At 74.6% G+C, this 22,112-nt stretch carries 16 protein-coding genes and 1 pseudogene; 8 read left to right on the plus strand and 9 right to left on the minus strand.

Features of this window, described 5'->3' with window-relative positions:
• Window positions 1–1,375, plus strand: a 1,375-nt coding sequence (locus ACWGJO_RS06355; protein WP_452182429.1) for a pyridoxal phosphate-dependent decarboxylase family protein, incomplete at its 5' end; no start/stop codon positions are given.
• Window positions 1,376–1,429: 54 nt separating this feature from the next.
• Here ACWGJO_RS06355 and ACWGJO_RS06360 read toward each other — a convergent pair.
• Complete coding sequence (locus tag ACWGJO_RS06360; RefSeq protein WP_452182430.1) at window positions 1,430–1,933, minus strand: DinB family protein; 504 nt, start codon at window positions 1,931–1,933, stop codon at window positions 1,430–1,432.
• 88 nt (window positions 1,934–2,021) lie between these two features.
• The gene (locus ACWGJO_RS06365) at window positions 2,022–2,468 is read right to left on the minus strand and encodes a hypothetical protein (protein WP_452182431.1); all 447 of its coding nucleotides are present in this window, start codon (window positions 2,466–2,468) and stop codon (window positions 2,022–2,024) included.
• Window positions 2,469–2,748: 280 nt separating this feature from the next.
• Between ACWGJO_RS06365 and ACWGJO_RS06370 the strand changes: the two genes are divergently transcribed.
• Window positions 2,749–3,177 (plus strand): PPOX class F420-dependent oxidoreductase, encoded by a 429-nt coding sequence (locus tag ACWGJO_RS06370; RefSeq protein ID WP_452182432.1) that lies wholly within the window; start codon window positions 2,749–2,751, stop codon window positions 3,175–3,177.
• Window positions 3,178–3,271: 94 nt separating this feature from the next.
• Here the strand turns inward: ACWGJO_RS06370 and ACWGJO_RS06375 are convergent, their stop codons facing one another.
• The gene (locus ACWGJO_RS06375; protein WP_452182433.1) at window positions 3,272–4,063 is read right to left on the minus strand and encodes a putative protein N(5)-glutamine methyltransferase; all 792 of its coding nucleotides are present in this window, start codon (window positions 4,061–4,063) and stop codon (window positions 3,272–3,274) included.
• A gap of 380 nt (window positions 4,064–4,443) precedes the next feature.
• On the opposite strand from ACWGJO_RS06375, the gene ACWGJO_RS06380 reads away from it, so the two are divergent.
• The 3 genes and pseudogenes from ACWGJO_RS06380 to ACWGJO_RS06390 all read left to right on the plus strand — a co-directional run.
• On the plus strand, window positions 4,444–7,479 hold the full coding sequence (locus tag ACWGJO_RS06380; protein WP_452182434.1) for a DUF7507 domain-containing protein: 3,036 nt from the start codon (window positions 4,444–4,446) through the stop codon (window positions 7,477–7,479).
• A 215-nt stretch (window positions 7,480–7,694) separates the two neighbouring features.
• The gene (locus ACWGJO_RS06385) at window positions 7,695–8,183 is read left to right on the plus strand and encodes a GNAT family N-acetyltransferase (protein WP_452182435.1); all 489 of its coding nucleotides are present in this window, start codon (window positions 7,695–7,697) and stop codon (window positions 8,181–8,183) included.
• Window positions 8,184–8,220: 37 nt separating this feature from the next.
• A pseudogene (locus ACWGJO_RS06390) lies at window positions 8,221–8,634 on the plus strand (hypothetical protein); the annotation flags it as partial.
• A 60-nt stretch (window positions 8,635–8,694) separates the two neighbouring features.
• On the opposite strand, the gene ACWGJO_RS06395 reads toward ACWGJO_RS06390, so the two are convergent.
• From ACWGJO_RS06395 to ACWGJO_RS06405, 3 genes are all read right to left on the minus strand, one after another.
• Complete coding sequence (locus tag ACWGJO_RS06395) at window positions 8,695–9,438, minus strand: TetR family transcriptional regulator (RefSeq protein WP_452182436.1); 744 nt, start codon at window positions 9,436–9,438, stop codon at window positions 8,695–8,697.
• Between the two features lie 135 nt (window positions 9,439–9,573).
• Window positions 9,574–10,443 (minus strand): AfsR/SARP family transcriptional regulator, encoded by an 870-nt coding sequence (locus ACWGJO_RS06400; RefSeq protein ID WP_387734765.1) that lies wholly within the window; start codon window positions 10,441–10,443, stop codon window positions 9,574–9,576.
• Between the two features lie 270 nt (window positions 10,444–10,713).
• Window positions 10,714–11,457, minus strand: a complete 744-nt coding sequence (locus ACWGJO_RS06405) for a ScbR family autoregulator-binding transcription factor (protein ID WP_452182437.1) — start codon at window positions 11,455–11,457, stop codon at window positions 10,714–10,716.
• 320 nt (window positions 11,458–11,777) lie between these two features.
• On the opposite strand from ACWGJO_RS06405, the gene ACWGJO_RS06410 reads away from it, so the two are divergent.
• Complete coding sequence (locus ACWGJO_RS06410) at window positions 11,778–12,665, plus strand: glycosyltransferase family 2 protein (protein ID WP_452182442.1); 888 nt, start codon at window positions 11,778–11,780, stop codon at window positions 12,663–12,665.
• Window positions 12,666–12,842: 177 nt separating this feature from the next.
• Here the strand turns inward: ACWGJO_RS06410 and ACWGJO_RS06415 are convergent, their stop codons facing one another.
• From ACWGJO_RS06415 to ACWGJO_RS06425, 3 genes are all read right to left on the minus strand, one after another.
• Window positions 12,843–16,961 (minus strand): AAA domain-containing protein, encoded by a 4,119-nt coding sequence (locus tag ACWGJO_RS06415; protein WP_452182438.1) that lies wholly within the window; start codon window positions 16,959–16,961, stop codon window positions 12,843–12,845.
• 196 nt (window positions 16,962–17,157) lie between these two features.
• Window positions 17,158–18,549, minus strand: a complete 1,392-nt coding sequence (locus tag ACWGJO_RS06420) for a M14 family metallopeptidase (RefSeq protein WP_452182439.1) — start codon at window positions 18,547–18,549, stop codon at window positions 17,158–17,160.
• Window positions 18,550–18,687: 138 nt separating this feature from the next.
• Window positions 18,688–20,172 carry a BTAD domain-containing putative transcriptional regulator gene (locus ACWGJO_RS06425; protein ID WP_452182440.1) on the minus strand — a complete coding sequence of 495 codons (1,485 nt, stop codon included), beginning with the start codon at window positions 20,170–20,172 and terminating at the stop codon, window positions 18,688–18,690.
• 237 nt (window positions 20,173–20,409) lie between these two features.
• Between ACWGJO_RS06425 and ACWGJO_RS06430 the strand changes: the two genes are divergently transcribed.
• Together ACWGJO_RS06430 and ACWGJO_RS06435 are read left to right on the plus strand one after the other, a co-directional pair.
• A complete protein-coding gene (locus ACWGJO_RS06430) occupies window positions 20,410–21,021 on the plus strand; it encodes a hypothetical protein (RefSeq protein ID WP_452182441.1) in 612 nt (203 codons plus the stop codon).
• 269 nt (window positions 21,022–21,290) lie between these two features.
• Window positions 21,291–22,094, plus strand: coding sequence for a DUF4389 domain-containing protein (locus ACWGJO_RS06435; RefSeq protein ID WP_452182443.1), 804 nt, complete (start codon window positions 21,291–21,293; stop codon window positions 22,092–22,094).
• Window positions 22,095–22,112: the final 18 nt, after the last annotated feature.

Genomic DNA, 22,112 nt, shown 5'->3' on the forward strand with positions numbered 1-22,112 from the left:
GGAGCAGAGCGGCGCGGAGCAGAGCGGCGCGGAGCAGAGCGGCGCGGAGCAGAGCGGCGCGGAGCAGAGCGGCGCGGAGCAGAGCGGCGCGGAGCAGAGCGGCGCGGAGCCCGCTGGCGCGCCGCTCGCCGAGGAGGGCGGCGGATTGCGGGCCGCCCTGGCGGAGTTCGCGGAGCGCTGGGAACCGCGGCTGTCGGCGAGTGCCGGGCCGCGCTACTTCGGGTTCGTGACCGGCGGGGCGACACCGGCGGCGCTTGCGGGCGACTGGCTGACCTCGGCCGTGGACCAGAACTCCAACTCCTCGCTGGATCCGGCCGGTCAGCAGCTGGAGCGGGAGACGGTCGGGTGGCTGCGCGAGCTGTTCGGGCTCTCGGCGGCGCACCGCGGCACCTTCGTGAGCGGCGCGACGATGTCGAACACGGTGGGGCTGGCGATCGCCCGCGAGTGGCTGGGCGAGCGGCTCGGCGTTGACGTCGCCGAGGACGGCATCGGCGCGTTGGGCCCGGTCCGGGTGCTGTCGGGCAGTGCGCACTCCAGCGTCGCCAAGGCGCTGTCGGTGCTGGGCCTGGGCCGGACGGCGCTGCGGACGGTGCCCGTCCTGCCGGGTCGTGAGGCGGTGGACGTGGCCGCGCTGGAGCGGGCGCTGACCAGGGTTCAGGGGCCGTGCGTCGTGGTGGCCAACGCCGGGACGGTCAACACCGTCGACTTCGACGACCTGCGCGCGATCGCCGCGCTGCGCGAGCGGTACGGATTCTGGCTGCACGTGGACGCCGCGTTCGGCGCCTTCGCCGCGCTGTCGCCGGAGCACGCGGAGCTGGTGGCGGGGCTGGACCTCGCCGACTCGGTCTGCGTCGACCTGCACAAGTGGCTCAACGTGCCCTACGACAGCGCCGTGCAGTTCACCCGCCGCCCGGACCTCCAGGCCCGGGTCTTCCAGAACGCCGCCGCCTACCTCGGTCCGCTGAGCGAGCACCCGGACCTGGTCCACCTCACGCCGGAGAACTCCCACCGGCTGCGCGCCCTCGCCGCCTGGTTCACCCTGCGGGCGTACGGCCGCTCCGGGCACCGGGAGATCGTGGAGCGCTGCATCGCCGGTGCCCGGGCGCTCGGCGCGGAGGTGGCCCGGATCGAGGGCCTGGAGCTGCTCGCCCCGGTGCGGCTGAACGTCGTCTGCTTCTCGCTGACGGCCGACCCGACCCCGGAGCGGCTGGCCGCACTCGCCGACGGGCTGGCCGGCGAGGCCTTCCTCACCCCCACCCGTTACGCGGGCCGGCCCGCCCTGCGCGCCGCGTTCAGCAACTGGCGCACCACCGAGGCGGACGTCCGGCGGACGGCGCGGGCGCTGGCCCGGGCCGTCCGCGAGCTGACGGCCTGAGCGCGCGGCGGACCGCGCCGGGACGGGCCGCGCCGGGACGGGCGGAGTCCGGGGTCAGCTCCGGTCGTGGTCGCCCGTCCCCCCGTCGATCAGCTCGCGCAGGATGTCCATGTGCCCGGTGTGCCGGGCCGTCTCCGTTGTCATGTGGATCAGCACCCAGCGCAGCGAGACGGAGTTCCCTCTCCAGGAGGTGCCGAGGTCGTCCAGTGCCAGCGCCCGGATCGTCTCGTCGGCGCCGGCCCGGGCCCGCGCGTAGAAGGCCAGGACGTCCGCCGTCGACTCGTGCGGCTCCACCCGCATGTCGGAGGAATCGTCGGCGTCGATGTCGAACGGCAGCGGTCCGGTCTCCCGGCCGAACGTCTCCCGGAACCAGCCGAGTTCGGCGCCGCCGAGGTGCTTCACCAGCCCCAGCAAATTGGTCCCGGAGGGCGTCATCGGACGGCGCAGCTGCTCGTCGTCCAGCCCCTCCAGCTTCCACAGCACCACATCGCGGTGCCGGTCCAGCGCCGCGTGAAGGCTTTCCTTCTCCCCGCCCGTGAAGGGCACACGATTGCTCATGCCGGGGACCGTACCAGCAGCCACCGACACTGTCCGGCCGTACGGCCACGGCCCCCGGCCGTACGGGGTCGCCCCCGGCCTTCCGGGATCACGGGTGCGCCCCGTCCCCGTACACGCCGCCCGCCCGGTCGGTCAGGCCCGCCATGATCTCCGCGTGGGCGAGGTTCATGAAGTGCAGCGGCCGCCAGCGGGAGCGGTGGTCGGGGTGGTCGCGGAACCGGTCGGCCGTCTCGCACAGCCGCTCCCACCAGATCATGGCGTCCTGGCGCATCCGCTGCGTCCAGCCGGGCTCGTCGTTGCGGCCCTCCAGGACCACCTCCTCCCAGGCCACCAGGACGTCCGAGAGGAAGACGCAGTCGGCGGCGGTGAGCTCCGCCAGCCGCTCGGCGGCGAACCGGGCACTGGTGCCCTCGGGTTGGGCCCGGACCAGCTCGCGCATGCGGGCGGCCAGGAAGGCCTGCAGCGGGGTGACGTCGTCGGTGTGGAGGTCGTCGGAGAACTCCAGCAGTTCCACCGGCTTGCGTTCGCGTGCCATCGTGCGGTGTCCCCTCGACTCGGACGGTGCGCATCCACTGACGGACCGTCACCGCTTTCGCGACCGACCATAGCGGCTCACGCCGGACATCACGGCGGATTCCCGAACCTTCCGCACCGGCCCGCCGGTCCGTGTCATCATGCGCGGCCTCCCGCCCCACCTGCCCGGCGGGCCTCGCCCAGCACGCCCGACGCACCGCACCCCGCCCGCCCGGCGGACCTCGCCCAACACGCGTGGCGGACCTTGCCCTCACACCGGCGTGAAGGTCGATGATGCTGCCATGACCTCCACTGCTTTCGACCCGTACGCCCTGCTCGCGCAGAGCCGCCTCGGCGTCCTCGCCACCATCAAGGCGGACGGCCGCCCGCAGCTCTCCCCCGTCATGCCGTTCTACGACCGGGACGCGAACGCCATCCTGATCTCCACCCGGGACGGGCTGGCCAAGACGGCCAACCTGCGCCGGGACCCGCGGGCCAGTCTGGAGGTGACCGGGCCGGACGGCCGCTCCTGGGTCACCGCCGAGGGCGTGGCCGCCCTGACCGGGCCGGGCACCGACCCCGAGGGGCCGGAGGTCGAGGCGCTGGTGGACTACTACCGCCGCGCCGCCGGGGAGCACCCGGACTGGGCGGAGTACCGCGAGACGATGGTCTCCGACCGCCGGGTGCTCCTCACCATCCCGGTCGACCACGTGTACGGCACCCGCATCTGACCGGCTCCGGTCCGCCCGCCGTCACGGGGGAACGGCGGCCGGACCGGGCCCCGGCTCGGGGCCGCGGGAGAACTCCCCTCGACAGCCGGGCGGTTCAGCGCAGTGCCGCGGTGACCACCGTGGCGTCCAGGTCCTCCTCCCGGCTCTCCGCCGCCGCCAGCCCGGCCGCCCGGGTCACCGTGAGGGCCGCCGGCGCCTGTCGCTCGCTGGTCTCGAACAGCAGCGACCCGCCGGGCGCCAGCCACCGCGGCGCCTCGGCGAGCACCCGCCGCAGCACGTCCAGTCCGTCCGCCCCGCCGTCCAGCGCGGGCCGGGCCTCGTGCAGCCGCGCCTCGGGCGGCAGCAGGCCGAGGTCGCCGGTCGGGACGTAGGGGACGTTGGCGATCAGCACGTCCACCCGGCCGGCCAGCTCCGGGGGCACGGCGGCGAACAGGTCGCCCTCGAAGACCCCCGCCGCGGCGCCGGCCAGGTTGCGGCGGGCGCAGCGGACCGCGCCCGGATCGATGTCGGCCGCGTACAGCTCGACCGGGTGCGCGGCCGCGGCGGCCACCGCGGCGCCCAGGGCGCCGCTGCCGCAGCACAGGTCGAGCACCACCGCGCCCGGGGCGGTCAACGCGGTGGCGGCGGAGACCAGGAACTCGCTGCGTCGGCGCGGGACGAAGACGCCCGGGTCGACAGCGATCCGCAGCCCGGCGAACTCGGCCCAGCCGACGACGTGTTCGAGCGGCCGCCCGTCGGCGCGGGAGCGGACCATGGCGGCCAGGTCGGCGGGCGAAGCGGCAGCGGAGAGCAGGATCCGCGCCTCGTCCTCGGCGAACACGCAACCGGCGGCGCGCAGCCGGGAGACCACGGAGGAACGGAGGGAGGCGGAGGAGAAAACCGGCAAGGGAACCCCTTTGGGGGAGGACGGGAGGACTGACGACTCCGTCAGGGCTCCCGCGAGGGCCGACACCTCGTCGGCGCGCCGGCCGCGCTATGCGCGCGGGGCGCCGACGCGGCCGCGCTCCGGGAGCACCCGCTCGGACATTCCGGTAATGGGTCTCACCTCCCTGAGTCACGGTCATACTCGGCGTCGGCCACCCTACCGCACCGCCGGGCGAGGATGATCGGAATGATTCCGAAGAGCCCTGCCACACCTCCGGCAATCCCCTCGACAGTCCACCGGTCGCCGAGACTCCCATGACTCCTCGCGCGTCCGAGCGATTCAATAGGTCCACTGACAGTACTCGGCGATAACGGAACGTAGCGGCCGCGCATATTAACGCCATGACGAGACAATCCTGCGGACCGTCACGGCTTCGCGCCCGAACGGCCCGCCTCATCAGCGCCGCGGCCACCCTCGGACTGCTCGGCGCCGGCCTCACCGCCCCGCTCGCCCAGGCCGCCGCCCCCGCCCACCACCCCGCCGCGCCGCTGCCGGAGCGGGTCCGGGCCGTGGGCACGCCCCTGCTCCAGGAGGCCTTCACCGGAGCCACCGCCGACCCGCGCTTCATCGCGGTCGGCTCCGCCTGCCTCACCGGCGCGGCCCCCGCGACGCCCGGGCCGGGCGACCACCCGCTCGGCGGCTGCCCCACCGCCGAGACCGGCCCGGTGCCGCCGCTGAACTCCGCACCGCTCGGCTACCTGCGGATCACCGACGCCGGCAACGACCAGAGCGGCGCGGTGCTCTTCGACCAGGCCCTGCCGGCCGGCAACGGCCTGGACGTGACCTTCGACCAGTGGCAGTACGGCAGCACCACGCCGAGCACCCCGGCCGACGGCATCTCCTTCTTCCTCGTGAACGGGGACGTCTCGCTCACCCACCCCGGAGCCTTCGGCGGCAGCCTCGGCTACGCGCAGAAACTGCCCGACGACAACCCGAACCTCACCTTCCTGCCCGGCGTCGACCGCGGCTACCTCGGCGTCGGTCTCGACGTGCTCGGCAACTACTTCGGCGACTGGGAGCAGCGCGGCAACGGCTGCGCCCAGCGCTCCCCCGCCGGCACGAGCTTCCGCATCCCCGCGCCCGGCGCCAACATGGTCACCGTCCGAGGCCCCGGCGACGGCACCACCGGCTACTGCTTCCTGACGGCGACGACCAGCAACTTCACCACCAACGGCCCCTGGCCCTCCACCCTGCCCGGCACGCTCCAGGGCCCGCTCACCACCCTGCCGCCCGGAGTCACCCCGGACCAGGCGCAGACCCTGCTGGAGCCCTCGCGCCGCCGGGTCAACGTGCACCTGACCCCGGCGCCCTCCCCGGTGCTCACGGTCTCCGTCGACTTCAACGACGGCACCGGCTCGCACCAGGTACTGCAGACCCCCGCACCCCAGCCGGTGCCCTCGACCTACAAGTTCGGCTTCGCCGGATCCACCGGCCTGTTCACCGACGTGCACCTGATCCGCAACGTCGTGATCAACACCGACCAGCCGCTGCCCGAACTGAACCTGGTCAAGCAGGCGCACGAGCCGCTGCCCGGGCTGATCACGGTGGGCACCCCGATCCCGTACGACTTCGTGGTCACCAACTCCGGGAACGTGCCGATCACCAACCTGGCCGTCAACGACCCGAAGGTCGGACCGGTCAGCTGCCCGGTGAGCACCCTGGCCCCCCGTGAGACCGTGACCTGTACGGCGACGTACCTGGTCACCGCCGCCGACGCCGCCCAGGGCCACGTCGCCAACACGGCCCAGGCCACCGGGACCACCGACGGGGGTCCGGTCACCTCGCCACCGGCCTCGGAGAACGTGCCGGTGGTCGCGCCACCGGGGATCACCCTCGTCAAGCACGTCGACGCCGCCGAGCCCTTCCACGTCGGCGACACCGTCCCGTACACCTACGTGGTCACCAACACCGGCGGGAGCGAGGTGACCAACCTCGCGCTGACGGACGACAAGGTCACGGGGATCACCTGCGACTCCACCACCCTCGCTCCGGCCGGCAGCCCCGGGGACAGCACCCAGTGCCACGGCAGCTACGTCGTGACCGCCACCGACGCGCAGGCCGGGCAGGTCACCAACCACGCCCACGCCACCGGGACGTCGAACAGCCGGCCGGTCACCTCGCCGGAGGCCGATGCCACCGTCACGGTGGTCGGCCCGTCCTCGATCGGTCTGGCCAAGCAGGCGGACACCGCCGGCCCCGTCCACGTCGGGGACACCGTGCACTACACCTACACGGTCACCAACACCGGGACGACCACGCTGAACAACCTCGTCGTCGTCGACGACCACGCCCCGCAGGTGACCTGCGACCGGACGACCCTGAACGCCGGAGAGAGCACCCCCTGCCACGGCACCTACACCGTGACCGAGGCCGACCTGCGACTCGGCCACGTCACCAACACCGCCCAGGCGGAGGCCACCGGCCCGCAGGGGCAGACCGTGGTGAGTCCCATCGCCCAGGTGACGCTGCAGGTCGTCGGTGTCGCCAGGCTCGACCTGCGGAAGCAGGCCGACAGCGCCGGGCCGTTCCACGTCGGCGACACCGTGCCGTACACCTACACGGTCACCAACACCGGGAACACCACACTGAACAACCTGACCGTCAGCGACGACCACGTCCAGGCGGTGACCTGCGACCGGACCGGCCTGGACGCCGGCGAGAGCACCACCTGCCACGGCAGCTACACCGTGACGGCGGCCGACGCCCAGGCCGGGCACGTCACCAACACCGCCCACGCCAACGGCACCGACCCGCAGGGACAGAACGTCCAGAGCCCGTCGGCCCAGGCCACCGTCCAGGCGGTCACCGCCGGAGAGTCCGCACTGTCCATCACCAAGCGGGCCGACGCCGAGGGGACCGTACACCCGGGTGACACCATCACCTACCTGTACGCGGTGACCAACACCGGGTCGACCACGCTCACCGACGTCACCGTCAGCGACGACCGCGTCCAGGGGGTGACCTGCGAGCAGACCACCCTCGCCCCGTGGGAGAGCACCCTGTGCCACGGCACCTACACCGTGACCGAGGAGGACGCGCGGGCGGGCAGCATCACCAACACCGCCCACGCCACCGCCCGCGACCCGGAGGGAGGGATCGTGCAGAGCCCGCCGGCCGAGCTCTGCATCGCCGTCGCGCCCTGCCCGCCGAAGGGCCACGAGCACAAGGGCGGCGGGAGCCACGGCTGCCCGAGCCGCCCGGGCCACCACCCGGCGCCGCCGCAGAGCGACGGCGGCTCCGGCGGGCTGCCGGACACCGGCGCTCCAGCGGCCTCCGTCATGAGCGCGGGCCTGGGCGGAGCCGGGCTGCTGAGCCTCGGCGGCCTGCTGTACCTCTGGGCCCGCCACCGCACGGCCGCCCACCACTCCGCGGTGTGACGGACGCCTGCGATCCGCCGAACGACGGCGGTCGGGCCGCCCCCGGTGCCTTCGGGTATCGGGGGCGGCCCGCTGTCCGGGCCGGCCCCGCCCGGACGGCCGGGCCCCGAGCCCTTCCGGCCGGCGCCGTGGCCGGTCCGAAACCCCCTGGACGGCACGGGGACCGGCTTGCTGAAATGGGAGACGGCCACTGCGGGAGTCGAAGGGACGCGGCGATGACCGGGATCAGGCTGCACCTGTCGGTGCGCGGCCTCACCAACGCGGACCTGCCGTCCTGCGGCTGGGCCGGCTCACCCAAGCACGTGCGCGAGCTCGTCCACCAGATCCGCCGCGCCGAGGCGGGCGAGATCGACTACCTGGCGGTCTGCACGCCGGTCGGGCTCCCGGTGGCGGTCGGCGGCATCGACTACACCGTCAAGCCCGGCGCCGGCACGCTCTGGCAACTCGGCGTCCACCCGGCCCTGCGGTCCTGCGGGATCGGCACGCTGCTGATCCGCTCCGCCGAGCAGCGGATCGGCGCCCGGGGCCTGACCCGCGCCGAACTCGGCGTCGAGGAGAGCAACCCGCGCGCCCGCGCCCTCTACGAACGCCTGGGCTACCGGGCCTACGGCCGGGAGCTCGACTCCTGGGACGTGGAGGCCGAGGACGGCTCGCTCCAGCGGTACAGGACGATGTGCACGCTGATGCGCAAGGACCTGGCGTGACGCCGGACTTCGCGGCGTTCGTCGCCGACGCGACGGCCGGCTCGGCGCCGAGGAGGCCTTCCGGTCCGCCACCGCCCTGCTGGACGCCTGCGCCAACTCGCTCTACCGCTCGGTCAAGAACCACCGCGACGGCAACCCGCTCGCCGGCCACCTCGACGCGGCCGCCGGGGTCGGGTTCCTGCTCGACCTGCTCTTCACCCTGGACCGCCGACCGCGCCCCTACAACAAGTACCTGGCCTGGGAGCTGGACCGATTCCCACTGCCCGACTGGGACGGCGCCGCGCTGCTGGACACCGTCGCCCGAATCACCGCCACCGGCGAAGTGGCGCCGCAGCAACAGCTCTTCGCCCGGGTCGAGGCGGCGGCCCGGGCCGCCGGCCACGCGGCGGTGCTGGACGCCTGGGGCGAGGACCTGCTCCTGATGCGGCCCCACCAGCCCTTGCGACCCTGACCGACAGTCTCATCGGGCGAATCGGCTCGGAACATCCTCTCGTTCGGACGGGCCCGGGTCTCAGCCGGGCCGCGGGGCCGACGGCCTGGTGCGGTAGCCGCCGGCCGCGCCCGGGGGCACCAGACAGGGCAACAGCCAGTCCCAGAGGGCGCCGACCCTGCGGGCGCGCTCCTCGGCGGGGCAACCGTCCGCGAACACCACCTCCAGACCGCAGGCGGCGGTCACCACCAGGGTCTCCGGGCCGAGGCCGCCCGGGCGGTCGCGCAGCTCGCCCGCGCGGCGGGCAGCGGCCAGCAGGTCGCGCACCACCCCGGCCCAGACGCTGTGGAAGCCGCGGATGTCGGCGAAGGCCAGCTGCCTGGAATCGGCCGGGGCGGGCGTGGCCGTGGTGGGCGCTGCTGCGGGTGCCCCGACTGCGGTGGGCCCCGCCGTGGTGGGCCCCGCCGTGGTGGGCGCGGTCTGCCAGCCGGCGTCCTCGCGGCCGAGGCGGAAGGCCGCCCGGATCACCGGGTCCGCCCCGAGGGCGTCGACCAGCCAGTACCCCGCGTCGATCAACCCCTGGATCGGGGAGGAGGCCGCACGCAGCTCCGCGCACGCCGACCGCAGCGAGCGCTCGGCCTGCCCGGACACCGCTCCGGCCAGCTCCTCCTTGGAGGCGAAGTGGAAGTACAGCGCCCCCTTCGTCACCCCGGCGGCCGCGGCGATCTCACCGAGGGTGGCACCGGCGTAGCCGCGGCGGTCGAACAGTAACGCCCCCGCCTCCACCAGCCGCCCGCGCGTCCGTTCCGACCTCTCCTGGACCACCCGTCCCACAACCCCTCACAACGACAAGCAGGTTCCGACCGGACCGCGACCGCCCCAGGACGGGCGCCGCGGCCTCCGACGGCCGTCCGCGGCCGGTTCCACCGATGCGGCACCGGCTGCGGACGGCCGCCGGGTTCACCCGACCCGGCTGAACCGGGCCGCCGCCCCCGGTCCGGCGGCCATGCCCGCACCGGCGGGCTCGCGCTCCGCCGCACGATCCGCCGCGCGTTCGGGGCCGGCGAGCAGGATGGAGCGCTGGAGCCGCCGCAGTCCGACCGAGGGCTCCATGCCCAACTCCCTCACCAGGGTGTTCCGCAGGCGCTGATACGCCTCCAGCGCCTCGCCCCGGCGGCCGGAGCGGTGCAGCGCGATCATGTACTGGCCGTGCAGGCTCTCGTGGGTGCGGTAGCGGTCCACGAGCACGGTGAGTTCGGCCAGCAGCACCCGGTGCCGGCCGAGCCGCAGGTCGGCCTCGATCCGCTGGTCCAGCGCGCAGAGCCTGGTCTCCTCCAACCGCCTGGCTTCGACGGCGAGTTGGCCGCCGACCGGGACATCGGCGAAGGCCGATCCGCGCCACAGCCCGAGGGCCTCGCCGAGCAGCCGGGCCGCCGCCGGGTAGTCCTCGCCGTCCATCGCCCGGTAGCCCGTTCCGGCCAGCCGCTCGAACTCCCGCAGGTCCGTCAGCCCTGCGCCGCTGTTGAGCATGTAGCCGCCCGGCGAGGTCACCAGGACGTCCTTGGCGCAGGCCACCCCCCTCGCCGCGCCGGCCGCGGCGAGCGCCCGGTCGATGAGGTCGCGCAGTTGGAGCACGTACGTCTGCACGGTGGTGCGCGCGCTGCGTGGCGGACGGCCGGACCACAGCTCGTCGGCCAGCACCCCGGCCGGCACGACCTGGTCCGCCCGCAGCGCCAGCAGGCCCAACACTTGCCGCGGCTTCGGCGCCGACGGCACCACCGACACCCCGCACACCCGGACATCCAGCGTCCCGAGCACCCGAATTTCCACGATGACCACCCCAATCACACGGAACGCCGCAGCCCCCTTCGCCACGGTCGGCACCCGGGTCGACACCCTGGGTCAGCTGCTACCAAGTCAAAAACAGGACGCGCGGTTTGTCAATACAAAACCGAACGTGCTGTTTGTTTCTCGGGCGCCGGCCCGTTGGCTCCGGCTCCGGGCAAACCAAAGGCGGCGCCGGACCCCCATGGTCCCGTCGCCGCCGGTTTCGCCTTCCCCACCCGGATCCCCGCAGGCAGGAACTCCGGTGAGCCGCCGTCAGCCCACGCCGACCTCCGCCTGCGCCTCGACGCGCGCCGAACCCGCCGCAGCGCCGTCCGGCACACCGTCCGGGTCTCCGCCCTCCGCGGCCGCACGGGCCGCCGCGGCCTCGGCCACCACCTCGGCCCCGCGACTCGGCCCCATCCGCAGCGAACCGAGCACGCCCGGAACGGCGATGCTCGGCATCAGGTGCTGGTACAGCGCGGACACCCGCAGCTCCAGGTCCGCCCGGCCGCAGAGCTTCTGGGACTGGATCTGCACCCCGGTCCACGCGGCGACGAGCAGCCAGGCGGTGTCCGCCGGAACGACGTGCGGGAGCAGCTCGCCGCGCTCGCCGGCCGCGACCAGCAGCGCCTCGAACCGGTTGACCCAGCCGGGGATGGCGCCGCCGCCGAGGTCGTCGAAGAGGTCCTGCCCGAGCGACAGCCGGGCACCCGCGCTGAGCAGCGGGTCACGCGGCATCAGGTACGCCACCACCATCCCGGTGTCCACGAACTCCTGAAGCTTGCAGCTCCGTTCCGGAACTCCGTCCTGGACGAACTGCTCCTCCACCACGCCCTGCGCCAGATCCCGCTTCGAGGCGAAATGGAAATACACCGCACCGCGCGTCACACCGGCCCGGGAGACCACCTCGCCGATGGTCGCGCCCTCGTACCCGAACTCGTCGAAGACCGAGGCAGCCGCCTCCAGGATCAGCCGACGTGTCCGGAGCGCCCGTTCCTGCCGTACCACCGAAACCACCCCGACCTGAGCTCCCGGAAAACAAAACCAAACACCCCGTATCTTAGCTTCGCCTCACCCACGACCGACAAGACGATGTCGATGAATCCCGCCAACCACTCCCTCTCTCCACGACCCGTCAGACCCCATCGTCCCATTGGTGGCCAGAGGCCTCGACCGACCCGAGGGTTCGACGTCCGATGCCCCGCCACCTCCCCCTGAAAACCGAACGAACGGTTTCTTCCCGGCGCTCGTCTCCGTACATACGTACAGACGTGACCTCCGCGACGGGCCGGTCGTTGCACCGGGTCTGCGGGAATCCTCGACGAAAGCGGGTGCACATGGGCCTCGGCCTGGGCGTGGTGGTGCTGACGACGGGCCACCGGCCCCGGGAACTGGGCGCGCTCCTCGACTCGGTGGCCGCCCAGGAGGGCGAGGCCGCCCGGGTCGTGGTGATCGGGCAGGGCGCCAGGCTGCCGCCGCTCCCGCCCTGGGCGGACGCGGTGGAACCGCCGAAGAACCTCGGCATCCCCGGCGGCCGCAGCCTCGGCGTCCGGCGACTGCGTGAACTCGGCGGCGTGGACGTGGTGGTGAACCTGGACGACGACAGCCTGCTGCCGCGCACCGACACCTTCCGGCTGGTCCGGGAGGCCTTCGAGCGGGAACAGCGCCTCGGCGTGGTCGGCTTCCGGGTCGCGGACGCGACGGGGCGCACCCGGCGCCGCCACGTCCCCCGGCCGGGCCGCTCCGGCGTGCTGCGGTCCGGCGTGCTGCGGTCCGGCGAGGTCACCGCCTTCCTGGGCGGCGGCCACGCGATCCGGATGAGCGCCATCGACCGGGTCGGCGGTTTCCCGGCGCGGTTCTTCTACGCCCACGAGGAGACGGACTTCGCCTGGCGCGTCCTCGACGCGGGCTGGTCGATCCGCTACCGGGCCGACCTGCTGCTCCAGCACCCGCGCACCGGCCCGGCCCGGCCCGCCGCCCACTACCGGCCGACCGCCCGCAACCGGGTGCGGCCGGCCGAGCGCCGGATGCCCGCCGTCCTGGTGCCGCCGTACCCGGCCTCCTGGTCACTGCACGCCCTCGCCCGCCGACCGCCCGCGGCCGGGCTGCGCGCCTGGTGGTCCGGCCTCCTGGAGGACGTCCGCACCCCGTGCCCGCCCCGCCTCCCGATGCGCTGGGCCACGGTGTGGCGGATGACCCGGCTGGGCCACCCCCCGGTGTTCTGAGAGCCGGAGACCGGGCGGCGGGTCATGGCACACGGCCGCCGCGCCTCCTTTTCAGCGTCTCCGGGGCCACGGCCCGACCCACACCACGCGAGGCCTCAGCCGGACCTGAGGACACGTGAGAAGTCGAACCGGCCGACTTCTCGCGCAACACTCTCGGATCGCCCGGTGCCCGCGGGCTCAGCCGTCGGCCCCTCTGTCGGCAGGGTCGGCGGGGTCGTCCAGGGGCCAGGTGTCGCGGTCCCGGACGTGGTCGTAGGCGGGGAGTTCGCCGGCCAGGACGTCGAAGTGGAGCAGCGGGGCCCACAGCGCGCGGTCGCCGACCACGTACAGGCGGCGCTTGGCGCGGCTGGCCGCGACGTTCAGGAGGTGCGGGGAGCCGGCCGCCCAGGCGCGGGCGCCGGGGCGGCCCGCGCCGAGCAGCAGGATGACGACGTCGGCCTCCTTGCCCTGGGCCTTGTGGACGGTGGCACAGCGCTCGTCCAGGAGTTCGGCGGTCCACCCGGGGAGTCCGCGGCAGGTCTCGCGGGCTTCGGCGACGAGGGCGCGGAAGGGCGCGATGATCCGCAGGCGTTCGACGGTGACGCCGTGACGGTCGAGCCGTCCCAGGAGGAAGGCGAGGGCGCGGCGGTCGCGGTCGCCCCAGGGGGCGTCGGCCGGGCGGTCGGGGTCCGGGGTGTCGAGCCAGCGGCTGGGGAGGAGGCCGTCGTGGTCGGGGTCGGGGAAGGGCTGGGGGTGGGTGCCGTGGACCATGAGGCCGCCGTACGCGACCTCGTTGCTGACGGTGAACATGGGCTCCTCGCAGCGGCGGTGGACGCGCAGCGGTGAGCCCACCCAGACCGTTTCGTCCTCCGCGCCGGTGGGGGCGGGCAGGTAGGTGCCGTAGCGGTTGACCCGGTCGGCGACGGCCTGCGCGGAGGTCGCGGAGGGCAGCCATTCCTCGTCGACGCCGTAGGCCAGCAGGAGCCTGCGCTGCAGGGCGGTCGGCATGGTGACGACGGGTTCCAGCTGGAGCGGGTCGCCGACGAGGACGGCGCGGCGGGCGCGCCAGAGGGCGCCGACGGCGGCCTGCGGGGTGGCCTGGCCGGCCTCGTCGACGAGGATCCAGCCGATGGAGCCGCGGCCGAGGCGGGCGAACATGCTGCCGATCGAGGAGAAGGTGGTGGAGACGACAGGGACGAGGAGGAAGAGGGTCTGCCAGGCCTGCAGGACCTGCTCGTCGGGGACGGGTCCGCCACCGCCCGCCATGAGTTCCACCAGGACCTGGAGGTTGCCGCGGATCCGCTTGGCCGTGTTGGCGACCAGGGCGCGGTGCAGGTCGAGGGCGCGCAGGAAGAGGTCGCTGCGGGCGGTGCTCCAGGCCTCGTCGGCCCACGGGGCGCCGAGTTCCTGCGCGTGGTCGCCGAGTTGCGGCCAGTCGATGGGCAGCGAGGGGAGATCGGCGGCGGCCGCGCGCAGGGCCCGGTGGGCGGCGTCGAGTTCGGCGCCGGCGGCCTCCAGGTCGCGCCGGGCGGACCGGGCCCCGTACCGGGCCTGCTCGACGTCCGCGCGGGCCGCCGACTCCGCGGCGCGGGCGGCGTCCTGGTCGGCGCGGGCGCGGACGGCGCCGGTCTCGGCCTCGGTGACGGCGGCGGTGGTGCGGGCGGTCAGGTCGGCCGCGAGGCCTTCCGCACGGATGCAGCGGGCGACGTGGTCGTGGGCTTCCTCCAGCGCGGTGCGCTGCTGGACGAGCTGGGCGAGGAGGTCGCTCCGGCTGCGTTCGCGGTGCTCCTCGGCGGCCTGGCGCTCGGCACCGCTCTGCAGCAGGCGGCGCAGCCCGCCGCGCAGACCCGGCTGCGCGCCGGGGGGCTCGTCGTGGAGGGCCGTCAGGACGCCGACCTGCCGGCGGTGCTGGTCGGCGCGTTCGCGGGCGGTGGCCAGGGTGGCCCGGGCGTCGGCGAGGGCCTCGCGGGCCCGCGGGACGCACTCGGCGGCGGCCCGGTGCGCGGCTTCGGCGGCGTGGGTGGCGGTGCGGGCCGTCTCCACGGCCCGCACCGCGGCGGCGTGGCGGGCCTCGGCGGCCGCCGCGCGGTCGTCGGCGCGGGCGACGGCAGCGCGCAGGGCGTCGAGGCGGGGGTGGACCCGGTCCGCCCGGGAGTCCGCGAGGACGGCGGCGAGGCGGACGCGTTCGGCGCGCAGGCGCTCGACCTCTGCCTGGGCGGCCTTGAAGGCGGCAACGGCCTCGGGCCAGGAGGGAACGGGCTGGGCGGGGGCCTGGACTTCGGTCGTGGGACGGGGAGTTGGGGCGGTGACGGCCGGGGCCGTGACCGCCGCCGGGCGACGGTCGAGCGGGGTCCGGGCGGGCCTGGGCACACTGGGCGGCACCCAGTCGCCGAGGACGGCGTTCATGCCGCGCAGCGGCGGGAGCCCGGCGTCGGCGCGGGCCGCGGACTCGTCCTCCGGCAGGCGGCCCCACCAGAAGCGCTCGGTGAACCTCGTCCGATTGGTCTTGTTGCCGAGGACGGCGGCGACCAGCCCCCAGGCGGGCGCGCCGCCGAGCAGGGCGGAGGCGAGGTCGGAGAAGTGGTCGGGGCCGTCGTGCCAGTGCGCGTCGAGGGCGTCGGCGCCGGGCAGTTCGGCGGTGATGTTCTCCACCGCGCCGTTGTTGGAGGAGGTGACCACGATCTCGCGGCCGGCGAGCCGCGGGTCGAGAGCGGAGACGAAACGCGGGTGGACGCCGTGACGGTCCTTGCCCCGCCAGGCACGGCCGACGAACGCCTCCTCGGGCCTCCGGTAACCGGCCATCACGGCGGCGCGTTCGACCACGAGGGCGGCGACCAGGTCGCGGAGCATGGTGGTCTTGCCGGTGCCGGGCGGGCCGTTGACGGAGAACAGGCCACCGGTGTCGGTGCTCGCGGTGGCGGCCTCCGTACTTCCGGCGCCGGCGCCGGCACCGGTGCTGGCATCGGCCCCGGCGCTGCCCCCGGCCCCGGCGCGGTCCGCGAGCATGCGGTTGACCGCGAACTGCTGGCTGAGCGCCAGCGGGTACCGCGCCTTGGCGGGCCAGCGTCCGGCGGGGACGAGAGCCGGGTCGACGCCGGCCAGGACGGCGAGCCGGTCCTCCCGCAGATCGGTGCGGGCGTCGACCGGGATGTCCCGGCGACCGGTCAGGTAGGCCTCCAGGGCGGGGCCGAGGCCAGCCGCCCGCAGGCCCCCGTCCCCGAGCGCGGCACGGACCCGGGCGAGGTCGGGCGGCAGGAGACTGTTGAGGAACGGCTGGGCGGCGGCCGGCTTGGCCTTCGGGTCGCGCGGGCGGTGCACCAACCGGCTCCGGACCCGGATCACCCGCGGGTCCAAGTGCTCCTCGACACCGCAGAGATGGGCGATCTGGGCGGTCAGGGCGACGAGGTCGGCGAGCGCGACCGGGCGCGGGCCGGTGTCCTCCGCCGTCTCCGTCTCCGTCTCCGTCTCCGCCGTCTCCGCCGTCTCCTCGGCGGGCGGCTGCGGCGCGGCGGACGGGGAACCCCCACCCGCGCCCTGCTGGTCCGGACGACGGGTCGCCGCCCACTCGGCGACGCGCCGCACCAGAGGCTCCGTCGCCCCCTGCACCGCGGCCCCGGCGACCTCACCGAACAGCGCACCGACCGCCGCCACCGCCGCGCCGCCCAGGATCTCCGCGATCAGCTGCTGCCAGCTGCGAACGGCCTCTTCCCCCTCCCCCGCGGGCGCCGGGTCCGCCAGGAGCCCGGGCCCCGGGGCGTACGGAATCGGCGTGGCGGTCAACCGCCCCACCGCGACCTCGAACGCCTCACCCAACTCCTCGAAGCCGTCCAGCCACCCGGCCGCCGACGGCCCCGGGTCGAACAGCCGGCCCGTCGCCCACCCGCACGCGGAAACCACCGAGGTGTCCTCGACCGGCCGCCCGTGCTCGTCCAGGACGAGGGCGAACATCGCGCTCTTCCCCGACAGCACCAACTCCTCGTCCGGCACCCCCGGATCCGGGTCGGTCCCCTTCGGCAGAACGGCGATCATCGCCTGCCGAAGCAGCTCCAGGTCGTACACCCCGCCGTACACCTCGTGCCGCCACACCATCCCCCGCGGCGCCCGTCGGGCCGCCGTCTCCGGATGCTCCGGTGCCCACGGCAACAACAGCGCCGGCCGGCCCGCCGCCGGCGTCACGTCGACGGTGATCGCGTCCGAGGCCCGGGGGCGGCCGGCCCGGCGCTTCCGCGGCACCTCCGGTATCGGCGGCGGGCTGAACAGCTCGACCGCCCGCCAGCACTCCAGCAGGTCCCCCGCACGCCCGTCCCTGTCCCGCACCCCGTAGCCCCCTGCGTCGAACCCGCGGCACGAAGCCGCTTCGTGTGCCGATCAACCGGCGGGCAGAATCTACCGGACTGCGGGCAGATAGGCCGAGTATCCGACCCGCGCAACCACAGGCACCGGCTGCGGGATGATCCCGCAGCCGGCGCCGGGCCGTGACGTGCGCGGCGCGACCCGTACCGATGAGGCCCGGTCAGGCCGAGATGCCGCAGTACTGCTGCTGCTTGCCGATCGCGCGGTAGACGCAGTCGGCCGTCTCCACCAGGCGCAGGACCGCTTCGCGGTTGCGGCTGGTCTCGCGGCCGATCACCTCGTCGGGCGGGTAGAAGCCGCCGCCGCTGCCGCTCTCGCCGGGGTACATCTCGAAGGTGTAGGCGAAGATCCGCTGGGCGCCCCACAGCCAGTCGTCGATCGCCCCGTCGGTGATGTAGAGGTCGCTCGACTGTTCGGGCGTGTAGCCGTTGGTGGCGGCCATGCCGCGGCCGAGAGTGGCGAAGGTGTTGTACTCGTCGGCGGTCATGCCGGTGGCGGTGTCGGCGGTGGTCCAGCCGAACGGCCAGAGGACCAGTTCGCTGTAGGTGTGGAAGTCGATGGCGGCGGTGATCTGCTGCTTGCCGTCGACGACCCGGCTGCGGACGAAGTCGGCGACGACCTTGGTCTCCTTGGCGGACTCCGGCGCGCTGCCCCGGTACGTCTCGTTGGAGGTGGAGCCGGAGGAGCCGCCGCAGCAGCCCCACTTGTAGTTCCAGTTGCGGTTGAGGTCGGTGCCGACGCTGTTGCTGCCGCTGTTGGGCTGGCGGTCCTTGCGCCAGCTGCGGTAGCGGCCGGTGGCGATGTCGTACTCGCCGCCGTCCGGGTTGAGGTCGGGGATCACCCAGATCTCGCGGCTGTTGACGGCGTTGGCGATGCGGCTGTCGCTGGCGTACTTGTCGCCGAACTCGTGCAGCAGGTAGAGCGCCATCTCGACGGTGAGGTGTTCGCGGGCGTGCTGGTGGGCGGTGAACAGCACCTCGGGTTCGTTCTCGTCGGTGCCGACGTTGTCGCTGATCTTCACCGCGACGATCGGGCGGCCCTCGTAGGAGGTGCCGATGACGCGCTTGCTCATGATGTCCGGGTGGACGGCGACCACCGCGTCGATGTCGGCGGTGGCCTCGGCGTAGTTGTGGTAGCCGGAGTCGGCCTGCGGGAAGTCGTACACCGGGCCGGCCAGGCCTTCGTCGCCGGGTTCGGCGCCGTAGCGGGGGCCGGGCAGTGCGACGGGCGACCAGCCGAGCGCCCGCAGCCGGGCGGCTTCGGCGGGGGTGGCGGTGACCACCACCGCTTCGGGCAGGACCGCGTCGACGGAGACGCCGGTGGCGGCGACGGCGGTGCGTTCGGCGACGGTGCGCGGGCCGTCGAGGCGGTACTGCCGCACGGCGTCGCTGCCGGTGTCGATGCCGGTGCCGGTGTCGATGCCGAAACCGGTGACGGGCGCGGGGGTCGGCGGGCGGTCGGGGGCGGCCTGGGCGGTGAGCGGGGTGGCGAGGGCGAGGGCCAGCAGCACGGCGGTGGCCGCGGCGGGCTTCCCTCGGCGGGGCAGTCGCATGACTGTCCTCCTGTGGGGGTCCGTGGGGGCGGAACTGTGGAGGAGGTGCGGCGCGCGCCAGCTTGATGGTCCGCCAGTGTCATGGTTTCGTCAAGGCGTTGGAAAGCCCGGGCCTGGCCGCGGATCGGCCCGCACGACTCAGGAGGCCGGACGGTTCCCACAGGTCGCCAGGCTGCACCAGCGACGCCGCCCGCTCGCGTCCAGGAAGAGCCAGCCGCAGCCGGTGCTGGGGCAGCGGCGGACGGTGAACCGGCGCGGGTCGGCGAGCAGTTCGCCGGCCGCGCGGGCGGCGGCGTACAGCGGCAGCCGCAGGCCGACCGACGGTGGCAGTCGCCAGTGCGCCAGGCCGTCCTCGCCCCGGGTGAGGACCGCCGACCGCCCGGCCTCCTGCACCACCACCGCCACCGCCCCGAAGGCGGCGCCGTCCTGCGGGTCGGTCAGGCACGCGTGGAGGGCCGACCGGAACGCGCGGGCGTCGGCGAGCACGCCGGCGGCCTCCGCGGGTCGCTCCGCCGCCCGGCGGATCAGGGCCTCGACGACCGGTCCGTCGGCGAGGTCGTGGTGGCCGGCCCAGACCGCGAGCGTGGGGTAGCCGCGCAGCCAGTCCGACCCGGGGGGCGGCACGCCGGTCGGATCGGCGCCCCAGCCGGCGTAGGTGTTGCAGAACTCCAGCGCCGGATGGCCGCCCGCGCTCCACGGCAGCCACTGATCGCCGACCCGCACCGCGTACAGCGGCGCCGGCGGACGGTCCAGCCGGGGGTCGGCCCGCAGGATGCGGTCGTGCAGGGCGGCGAGTTCGGCCCCTGGCTCCACGCCGACGCCGTCCATCAGCACGCGCCGGGTGCGGCGGTAGAGGGCCAGCGCCTCGACCTGCCGGCCGGCCCGGTAGAGGGCGGTCATCAGGGCGAGGACGAGGCGTTCGCGGGACAGCAGGTCGTCGGCGGGAAAGCCGGACTGGGGCCCGGCGGGCGCGGAGCCGTCGGCTGCGAGCGGCCCATCGGTGGCGGGCGCGCCGACCGAGGGCGCGGCCGAAGAGGGTACGGCCGACAACGGCGCGGCCAAGGAGGGCAGGGCCAAGGAGGGCGCAGCCAGATCGGCCAGTACCTGCTCGTGCCGGCCCATGGCGAGCAGGATCTCGGCCCGCTGCTCCAGGGCGGACAGTCGCAGCTCGGCCAGCCGGCGCCCGAGCCGTCCGCGCAGCGCCTCGTCGACGACGTCCGCGAGCAGCGGCCCGCGCCACAGCGCGAGCGCCCGGTCGTGGCAGCGCAGCCGTTCGCCGGGGTCGCCGGTGGCGGCCGCCCGGGCGGTCAGATCGAGGAACTCCCGTACGTCGACGCCGTGTTGGCCGGGAACGAGGGCGTACCCGTCGTGCCGGGTCTCGATCACCACCCCGTACGGGCGCAGCCGGGCCCGCAGCCGCCCGACGTACGTGTGGACGGTGCCGCGGGCCGAGCCGGGCGGGTTTCCGCTCCAGAGCAGGTCGATCAGCCGGTCGGTGGTGACGACCCGGCCGTCCTCCAGCAGGAGGACGGCCAGCAGGGCCCGCTCCTGACGGCGGCTGCCGGCCAGGACGGGTTCGCCCTCATGGCCGGCCTCGAACGAACCGAGCAGTCGAAACTCCATGGCGGGCCACCTTAGGGCCCGGGCAGCCCGACGAGGAGGCGCGCGCAGGCCACGATCTCCTCACGGTGCCTGCCGACGGCCGGCCGTGACCGGCGATCCGGGCGCGGTCAGGTCCGCGGGTCGCCCACGCGCAGGCACAGGGCGGGCGGCCGCCCGGGGCTCGTGGTGAGAATCCGGTCAGGGGTGCCTGCCAGGCTGGGCCCCCGAACGCCCGGCACCTCCCCAGAAGGACCGATCATGCGACGAATCCTGTTCAACGCCGCGTCCACCGCGCTGGCAGCCGTCATCGCCGTCACCCTGACCGGCCCGGGGGCCGCCGCTTCCGGCGCCGTGGCCGGCCCGTCCGGCCCGTCCGGCTCGCCCGCTCCCGCCATCACCTCCGCCGCCGCCGATCCCGCCGGGACCGTCACCGGTCGGGGCGGGTGGGAGCCGTGGCCCTCGCCGGTATTCGACCTCCCGGCCGGCTCCCGCTGCGACTTCCCCGTGCACATGGAGGCCGTCGTCGACGAGGTGCAGCGGCGGGTCCTGGAGTTCGCCCCCGACGGCACCACCGTGCGACGCGCCGCCTTCCGGGGCGCGCTCGTCCTGCGGCTCACCAACACGACCACCGGCGCCTCCTACGACGCGGACGCCGGCGGCCGGTCCGTCGTCGACTACCGCCCCGACACCTCCCAGACCTGGCACGCCCGCGGCCCGATCCTGCTCGGCGTCGGCGCCGGCGCCGGCAACCTGCCCCGCGACCTCTACACCGTCGACGGCGTCTACACCATCGACATCAGCGCGACCGGCTACCGGACGCTGACCTTGGAGCACGGCTCGGCCGAACCGCTCTGCGCGAAGATCGCCTGAGATCCGTAGGAGCATCCGCGCGCCACGCGCACGGCGCCACCGGCCGGCGGTAGCCCCCACCGTGCCCCTCGGGCCGCGCCACGCCGGGCCGCACCGGCCGACTGGCCCGTCCGGCGCAGCGTGACGCGCGGGACGGGCGGGTTGCTGCGATCTTCGGAGGGCACCCGGCCGCGCCCGACCGCCGGGTCCCGTCGTTCCGAGACCGTGGAGGCCCGGATGTGGCAGGCTCCCCCGCCCCCGTCAGCCGCGAGTGGCTCCCGGTGCTGGACATGCCGGCGCCCGGTCCGCAGAACCGCTGGACGGTGCTGCTGCGCGCGCTGCTGCTGATCCCCCAGTTCGTGGTGGTGTGGGTGCTGTCGGTGGTGGCGTTCCTGGTCACCGTCGTCGGCTGGTTCGGTGCGCTGGTGCTCGGCCGGCTGCCCGGTTTCGTGGCGGACTACCTCACGGTGTTCATCCCGTACGACACCCGCGTCACCGCGTACCTGATGCTCACCGTGGACCGCTATCCGCCGTTCCGCTTCGAGGTCCCCGACTATCCGGTGCAGGTCGGGCTGCGGCCGGGTGAGCTGAACCGGCTCGCCGTGCTGTTCCGCATCTTCCTCGTCATCCCGGCCGCGATCGTGCAGGGCCTGGTGTACGCGGGCTGGTGGACGGTGTCGTTCGTCCTCTGGCTGGTGGTGCTGGTCCTCGGCCGGATGCCGCAGCCGCTGTACGAGGCGACGACCGCGATCCTGCGCTACCGGATGCGTTTCATCTCCTACCTGGTGATGGTCTCGTCCGCCTACCCCAAGCGCCTGTTCGGCGACGAGCCGGGCAGTGAGCCGGCCGGGCCGGCCTCGGCCACCCGCCCGCTGGTCCTGGGCGGCGCCGGGCGCGGCCTGCTCGTCCTCTTCCTGATCATCGGCCTGGCCTCCTCGGCGACGGGCTCGGTCACCGCCTCGGTGAACTCGGACGACGACAACGACGACGAGGGCTCCCACCCGGCCCGGCACGTCGTCGCGCCCCTGGTGCCGGGTGCCGCCGACCGGGCCCGCGACTCCGGTCGGCTCGGTGAGGGCGCCCGCGAGTCGTAGGTTCGCCCGTTCAGGGGG

Source organism: Kitasatospora sp. NPDC054795 (assembly GCF_053611565.1).